Below are 6,771 nucleotides of genomic sequence, written 5' to 3' on the forward strand. Positions count from 1 at the left end.
GACCAGTTGCTCGGCGAACTCGATGTACGCATCGGCAAGGATTCGCAACGACGCATCCGCCGCTTGTTCGGACGCCGCAAGCCGCTGGACTGGAACAAGCTGATGCAGGAGCCGGAGTACGCCGCGGCACTGCGCGTGCTCAAGTCGCACGACCTGATCGCCTGATCCGCAAAAGGGGCAAGAGAATAAAAAAAGGCAGCCTGGGCTGCCCTTTTTCGTTGCCATCCGCGTGGGGATGGCGGCGAACAAGCTGCGCTTAGTTGGCGCGGCTGCGGTATTCGCCGGTACGGGTGTCGATTTCGATCTTGTCGCCGATATTGCAGAACAGCGGCACTTGCAGTTCGAAGCCGGTGTTGATCTTGGCGCCCTTGAGCACCTTGCCCGACGAGGTATCGCCCTTGACGGCGGGTTCCGTGTAGATGATTTCGCGCACCAGCGTGGTGGGCATGTCCACCGAGATGGCCTTGTCGTTGTAGAACACCACTTCGACGTTCATGCCGTCTTCGAGGTAGTTCAGCGAGTCGCCCATGCTGTCCTGCTCGACTTCATACTGGTTGAAGTCGGTATCCATGAACACGTACATCGGGTCGGCGAAGTACGAGTAGGTGCATTCGCGGCGCTCAAGCATCACGACTTCGAACTTGTCGTCGGCCTTGAAGACGGCTTCGCCCGGGGCTTCCGTCAACAGGTTCTTGTACTTCATCTTGACCACGGCGGAGTTGCGGCCCGACTTGTTGTACTCAGCCTTCTGCACGACCATCGGGTCGGTGCCGATCATGAATACGTTGCCGACGCGGAGTTCTTGTGCGGTTTTCATCTGAACTAATTTCCTGAAAAAGAATGTCTCGGAATTCGGTATGGCGAAGGCGCGCTGCCGACGCACGGCGCTAGCGGTGTCCGTGCGCGCGACCCGTGCCCTTTACGCTAAGGCCCCGCGCCGCTCTTACCGTGGCGCATGCCAGGGCCGATCGCTTGCACAGGACGCATCCGTCTTCCGGCCCGGTCGCCATTAAATCAACCCGCTATTTTACCCGATTTTCGCAAAACGCCACCAGATTTGCCGCCAGGTCGCCAAGGTGCAGCAGGCTGCGCTGCCATTGCTCGGCGACACGGGCGAGCAATGGCAGATGCGCGCGCAGTCCGGGCCAGTCGGGTGATTCATCGTCCTTATTCCAGCTGTGCCAGAAGTTCGCAAGTGCAGCGGCCGCCTCCGGTTGGCCACTGCGTTCCATCCGTTGCACGATTAGCGTGAGGAAGGCATCGAGCTTGACCATATGCGCCGCGTCGGATTGCGGGTAGATCTGCCAGACAAAAGGCCGGCCAGCCCATTGCGCGCGCACGAATGAGTCCTCGCCTCGCACGAAGTTAAGGTCGCATAGCCACAGGAGTTCGTCGTAGTGCTCCTGGCGCAGGAAGGGCACGACTTGCACGGTCAGGCGGCCACTCCTGAAAACGGTGCCAGGCGCGCAATCGGCCTCGCCGAACCATTCGCTGGCCTGCCGCGCGGCCAGGCCCGCCGGCACCAGGCACTGGACCGGCTCCGAGCCATCGCGCCATTGGGTCAGCAGTGCGGGCAGGGCGGCATTGCGGTAGGCGAACAGGCTGACCTTCAGGGCGCCTTCGATGGGCTCGAAGCCAAGGCGGTGCCATAGCGAAGCCTGTGCGGCGGGGCTGGCGCGAAAGTGTTCCCGCTGCATGCCCAGCATGGTTTCGCGCAGCACTCCACCCGTGCCGGGCTCGAAGCCCGGGAAGAAGAAGTGCTTGACCAGCGGCAGGCGTGGATGCGGCGAGGCCATGCCGTGGTGTTCTCTCACCCAGGGCTCGGCGCTGAGGTATTCGAGGTTGAGCCATGCCGGCTTAGGCGCGCGCGCGGCCATGGCGGCAAGGAATGGCTCGGGCAGGTCGCATGCGAAGGCTTCGATGACCGCATCGTGCGGCGTGACGCCCGCAAAGCGGGCCGTGCTCTCCTGCGCGCTTTCCTGGTCCGGTCGCCGCCAGGGAAGGATCGTCACGCCGGCAAGCTCCTGCCGGGGCGCGCCTGTATCGAGGCCGGGGGCAAGGTGTGCAAAGCTGGCGAGATCATCCACCCAAAGGCGTACGGCGTGGCCATGCTCCTGTGCCAGTTGGCGCGCCAGCCGCCAGCAGACGCCGATATCGCCGAAATTGTCGATAACGGTACAGAAGATGTCCCAGGAACGGATGGCACGGTCGGGTTGGACAGGCATGGCGGCGTGAGTTGGCAAGGATTTGCTCTAAACTTGCGATTTTAGAGCCTGTTGCGCATGGCCCCGCTGGCCACGTGCGAAACGGGCCCCTCACGGCCAACTCCCTCCCGATGTCGCAGCAGGAACCCGAAACTCACGATCAAGGCGCGCCCGCCGCCGGTCAGCCCGAAGGACTGCCCGCGGCGCCGGGCGAAGCGACGCCCGAACCCGCACCCGAGGCGCTGGCGGAGGCGCCGTTCGATGCCAAGGCGGTGATCGCGCAATTGCCTGGCTTGCCAGGCGTCTATCGCTACTTCGACGCGAACGGCAATGTCCTTTACGTAGGCAAGGCACGCGACCTGAAGAAGCGTGTCGCCAGCTATTTCAACAAGACGCTGTTGTCGCCGCGCATCGCCATGATGGTGGCCAGGATCGTGCGCATCGAGACCACGGTAGTGCGCACCGAGGCCGAGGCGCTACTGCTGGAAAACAACCTCATCAAGGCGCTGGCGCCGCGCTATAACATCCTGTTCCGCGACGACAAGTCGTATCCGTTCGTCAAGCTGACCAGCCATCGCTTCCCGCGCATGGCCTATTACCGCGGCGCCACCGACCGCAAGCACCAATACTTCGGACCATTCCCGAGCGCCCATGCGGTACGGGAGAGCATGCAGATCCTGCAGCGGGTGTTCCAGTTGCGCACCTGCGAGGATACGGTCTTCACCAACCGCACGCGGCCGTGCCTGCTGCACCAGATTCATCGCTGCACCGGCCCATGCGTGGGCGCCATCAGCGAGGCGGATTACGCCCGCGACGTCAGCAACGCGGCGCGCTTCCTGCAGGGGCGGCAGAACGAGGTGCTCGAGGGCTTGCAGGCGAAAATGGAAGAGCATGCAGGGCGCCTGGAATTCGAGCAGGCGGCTGCGGTGCGGGACCAGATCGGTGCATTGTCCACCGTGCTCAAGCGGCAGGCGGTGGAGGAGGTCGGGCAGGCCAGCGACATCGACGTGCTTGCGGTAGCGGTGGAGGGCGGCCGCGCCTGCGTCAACCTGGCGATGATCCGCGGGGGGCGGCACCTGGGTGACAAGGCTTACTTCCCGGCGCACGTCGAGGAAGGCGCGATGATCGTCGAGGATGAGGACGAAGCCGCCGCGGGCGCAGCGGCCGAGGCTGGCGAAGAAAACGCGCCGGCGGCGGCCGGTCCCGCCGGTATTCCGGTCGAGCGCATTGCCGCCGAGGTGTTGTCCGCCTTCATGGCGCAGCACTATCTGGACCAGGCCGTGCCGCCGATCCTGGTGGTCAGTCACCTGCCGCCGGGCAAGGCACTGCTGGAGGCGCTGTCGATGCAGGCCGGGCGCAAGGTCACACTGGTCCGCCAGCCGCAGGGGCAGCGCCGGGCCTGGCTGGAGATGGCCCAGAAAGGTGCGGAACTGGCGCTATCCCGCCGCCTGGCGGAGCAGGGCAGCCAGCAAGCCCGTACGCGCGCGCTGGCGGACACGATCGGCATCGACATGGAGGACCTGGCGCTGCTGCGCGTTGAGTGTTTCGACATCAGCCATACCGCGGGCGAGGCGACGCAGGCTTCTTGCGTGGTCTTCCACCATCACGAGATGCAGAACGCCGAATACCGCCGCTATAACATCCAGGACATCACGCCCGGAGACGACTACGCCGCCATGCGCCAGGTGCTGACGCGGCGCTACCAGAAGCTGGTGGAGCTGATGGAGCAGGCGCAGCAGGGCGTCCCCGAAGGTCGGCAGGGCGACATGCCCGACGCGGCGGGCACGCCTGCCGCGTCGACGCTGATGCCCACTGTGGTCCTGATCGATGGCGGCAAGGGCCAGGTGGAGGTCGCGCGCCAGGTATTCGAAGAACTCGGCCTGGATATCGGCCTGCTGGTGGGCGTGGCCAAGGGCGAAGGCCGCAAGGTCGGACTGGAGACGCTGATATTTGCCGACGGCCGTCCGTCGCTGGAACTGGGGCAGGGGAGCGCGGCCCTGATGCTGGTGGCGCAGATCCGCGACGAGGCGCACCGCTTTGCCATCACCGGCATGCGTGCGCGCCGCGCCAAGGTGCGCACCACCTCGCGGCTGGAGGAGATCGAAGGCGTCGGCGCCCGCCGCAGGCAAAAGCTGCTCACCCGCTTCGGCGGCCTGCGAGGCGTCATTGCGGCTAGCATCGACGAACTGGCCAGCGTCGACGGCATTTCACATGCGCTAGCCGAGGAAATCTATCGGCAGCTGCATTGATTCGGTCAAATCCGAGGGCCGTGTGGCAGGAAATGCTCGGTTCCCGTTGAAATAGGCGACAATCTCAGGGTTGCCCATTGCCGTTGTCTCGTTTCGAGCCCCCATGCCGCTGAATATACCGATCCTGCTGACCTGGCTCCGTGTTGCCATGATTCCCCTCGTGGTGGGTGTCTACTACCTGCCCGAGGCATGGCTGCCAATGCATGCCAAGAACATGACGGCAGCAGGTTTCTTCATCATTGCAGCGGTCACCGACTGGCTGGACGGCTTCCTGGCAAGGCGCTGGAACCAGACATCGTCCTTTGGCGCTTTCCTGGATCCGGTCGCCGACAAGCTGATGGTGGCCGCGGCATTGCTGTCCCTGCTTGCACTGGGCCGGGTCGCCGACCTGATCGCGCTGGTGATCATCGGCCGCGAGATCACCATCTCGGCGCTGCGCGAATGGATGGCGCAGATCGGGGCCTCCAAGAGCGTCGCGGTGAATTTTCTCGGTAAGCTCAAGACCACTTTCCAGATGATCGCGATACCGCTGCTGCTCTTCAACGACAGTCTGCTGGGCATCGTCGACGCCTCGGTGCTGGGTGCGTGGATGATCTATGTGGCGGCTGTGCTGACCCTGTGGTCGATGTTTTATTACATGAAGCTGGCATGGCCGCAGATTCGCGAGCGCAGTGGCCTGAGTGGAGAAGCCACCGCACAAAAATGAAGATCCGGTGAAAAATATGCTTGACGAATGCTGCGGCGGTTTGCAATAATCCTGTTCTCGCTTCTGACGAAACAAACCGAACGAAGCGAAAAGCAGCAAGAACGCAGCGTGATGTGGTCAGTATCGGCGCAGAAGTAGCGTTTTAAGTAAGAAGTCAGCAGGATCCTGCGGGAGTAGCTCAGTTGGTAGAGCGCAACCTTGCCAAGGTTGAGGTCGCGAGTTCGAGCCTCGTCTCCCGCTCCAGGTTTCCGTTGCATCTGGAAATCGCGGTGCATACCGTAGGGTTCCAGATTGGCGCTCAGAGTAGTAAATGCGGGAGTAGCTCAGTTGGTAGAGCGCAACCTTGCCAAGGTTGAGGTCGCGAGTTCGAGCCTCGTCTCCCGCTCCAATCCCAAAGGGAAGCAGCGCTTCCCTTTTTGTTTGCGATAGTGGTGCGCAGGCGCGGYCCGGCAGGGTCAGGCGAATGCGGCTACAATCCCAGCAGCCGTCACCCGGCGGGGTGGCAGAGTGGTCATGCAGCGGCCTGCAAAGCCGTGTACGCCGGTTCGATTCCGACCCCCGCCTCCAATATAAAGCCCTGATCATTCAGGGCTTTATTCTTTTCTGTTCCGCTCGTCATCCTGTTGAACCCGGTTGGAAAGAGGGTTGAAGGATTCGCCGCCGTTTGGTTTGGCGAGGGAGCGGTCGCGCAGGGTTAGGGGCCACCCAACTTCCGACGGTGCCAAGCGGCTTACTGCGCATGCCGGAATTCGTCACCAGAACTGACGTAATTTGTCACGGTGCGCCGGATACATGCAGTTACAACTGACGCACTTTGTCACAATGATCCGGTTTCCGGCCAAATTTGGGCTGGCATGAGGGTTGCTTATAGAGTTTGCGCAGCAAGTTGCTGCCTACAAAATAATTGGGGGTCAATCTTATGAAAAAAGCACGGATGGGAATCAAGCGGGTGCAGAAGGGCTTTACTCTGATCGAACTGATGATCGTGGTCGCGATCATTGGTATTCTGGCAGCAATTGCGATTCCGCAGTATCAGGACTACGTGACCCGTTCTCGGTGGTCGGAGAACCTCACTGCAATTGCCCCTCTTAAGCAAGCGATCGCCGAATGTGCGCAGAACAATGCTTTGCCGGCTGGGGCTATTGCTGCGGTAGCATGTGTTGACAATGTGGGGCTGGCTACGGCAGCTGGCGGTGGTTTCACAGCCATGCCGACGGCGGCGTCGCTCCCCAACGGGACTGTTACTTACACAGCGGGGGTAATTACGATTGTTGGTAGGGGGCAGCTGGCGGCAACGTGCTCCGTAACACTCACGCCCAATGTGACCGCCTCCAATGTACAGTTTGCGGTCGCAGACGTCGGTTGTACCAAGGCGCAAACCGGCGTTTGACCCCCGCTTTAGGTGTATAGGTCTAAAAGCGCCTTCGGGCGCTTTTTTCCTGTTTCGGAGCAGTATTCTGCCGTTGCCCACCACGAATCGCGTCGTTCGCGCGGAACGGGTGGATTTGCTTGGAGAGCGCATACGGCTCACGGCAACACTGGCGGCCGCGCCCACTCCGCAGGAGATTGAGCAGAAACTGCAACGGATGCGCACTCTGGCGGCGATCTAGCG

Annotated in this window: 6 protein-coding genes, 3 tRNA genes and 1 pseudogene; 7 read left to right on the plus strand and 3 right to left on the minus strand. The window is 62.3% G+C overall.

Annotated elements, in window-relative coordinates; translation table 11 throughout:
* A pseudogene (locus AC1DKD_RS37610) lies at positions 1 to 165 on the plus strand (beta-N-acetylhexosaminidase); the annotation flags it as partial.
* 91 nt (positions 166 to 256) lie between these two features.
* On the opposite strand, the gene efp reads toward AC1DKD_RS37610, so the two are convergent.
* Both efp and earP read right to left on the minus strand, forming a co-directional pair.
* Positions 257 to 817 (minus strand): elongation factor P, encoded by a 561-nt coding sequence (efp, locus tag AC1DKD_RS37615; RefSeq protein WP_045235571.1) that lies wholly within the window; start codon positions 815 to 817, stop codon positions 257 to 259.
* Positions 818 to 1,022: 205 nt separating this feature from the next.
* Positions 1,023 to 2,225 (minus strand): elongation factor P maturation arginine rhamnosyltransferase EarP, encoded by a 1,203-nt coding sequence (gene earP, locus AC1DKD_RS37620; RefSeq protein ID WP_441629837.1) that lies wholly within the window; start codon positions 2,223 to 2,225, stop codon positions 1,023 to 1,025.
* 110 nt (positions 2,226 to 2,335) lie between these two features.
* Here earP and uvrC point away from each other — a divergent pair, with 110 nt between their 5' ends.
* The 6 genes from uvrC (at position 2,336) to AC1DKD_RS37650 (ending at position 6,549) form a co-directional block, all read left to right on the plus strand.
* Positions 2,336 to 4,453 carry an excinuclease ABC subunit UvrC gene (uvrC, locus tag AC1DKD_RS37625; protein ID WP_441629839.1) on the plus strand — a complete coding sequence of 706 codons (2,118 nt, stop codon included), beginning with the start codon at positions 2,336 to 2,338 and terminating at the stop codon, positions 4,451 to 4,453.
* 103 nt (positions 4,454 to 4,556) lie between these two features.
* Positions 4,557 to 5,159: a CDP-diacylglycerol--glycerol-3-phosphate 3-phosphatidyltransferase gene (gene pgsA / locus AC1DKD_RS37630; protein ID WP_441629841.1), complete on the plus strand. Its 603-nt coding sequence runs from the start codon at positions 4,557 to 4,559 to the stop codon at positions 5,157 to 5,159.
* Between the two features lie 167 nt (positions 5,160 to 5,326).
* Positions 5,327 to 5,402, plus strand: a tRNA-Gly gene (locus tag AC1DKD_RS37635).
* Between the two features lie 69 nt (positions 5,403 to 5,471).
* Positions 5,472 to 5,547, plus strand: a tRNA-Gly gene (locus AC1DKD_RS37640).
* Between the two features lie 105 nt (positions 5,548 to 5,652).
* A tRNA-Cys gene (locus AC1DKD_RS37645) sits at positions 5,653 to 5,726 on the plus strand.
* 352 nt (positions 5,727 to 6,078) lie between these two features.
* A complete protein-coding gene (locus AC1DKD_RS37650) occupies positions 6,079 to 6,549 on the plus strand; it encodes a pilin (RefSeq protein WP_477111509.1) in 471 nt (156 codons plus the stop codon).
* Positions 6,550 to 6,571: 22 nt separating this feature from the next.
* Here AC1DKD_RS37650 and AC1DKD_RS37655 read toward each other — a convergent pair.
* Positions 6,572 to 6,771: hypothetical protein (locus AC1DKD_RS37655; RefSeq protein WP_477144449.1), on the minus strand; the 200-nt coding region annotated here is incomplete at its 5' end.

Source organism: Cupriavidus sp. 05T313, assembly GCF_056396665.1.

Bases quoted from the DNA above. Each gene is read 5' to 3' on its own strand.
- earP (WP_441629837.1), bottom strand. From the start codon at position 2,225: ATGCCTGTCCAACCCGACCGTGCCATCCGTTCCTGGGACATCTTCTGT.
- pgsA (WP_441629841.1), top strand. From the start codon at position 4,557: ATGCCGCTGAATATACCGATCCTGCTGACCTGGCTCCGTGTTGCCATG.
- AC1DKD_RS37650 (WP_477111509.1), top strand. From the start codon at position 6,079: ATGAAAAAAGCACGGATGGGAATCAAGCGGGTGCAGAAGGGCTTTACT.
- uvrC (WP_441629839.1), top strand. From the start codon at position 2,336: ATGTCGCAGCAGGAACCCGAAACTCACGATCAAGGCGCGCCCGCCGCC.
- efp (WP_045235571.1), bottom strand. From the start codon at position 817: ATGAAAACCGCACAAGAACTCCGCGTCGGCAACGTATTCATGATCGGC.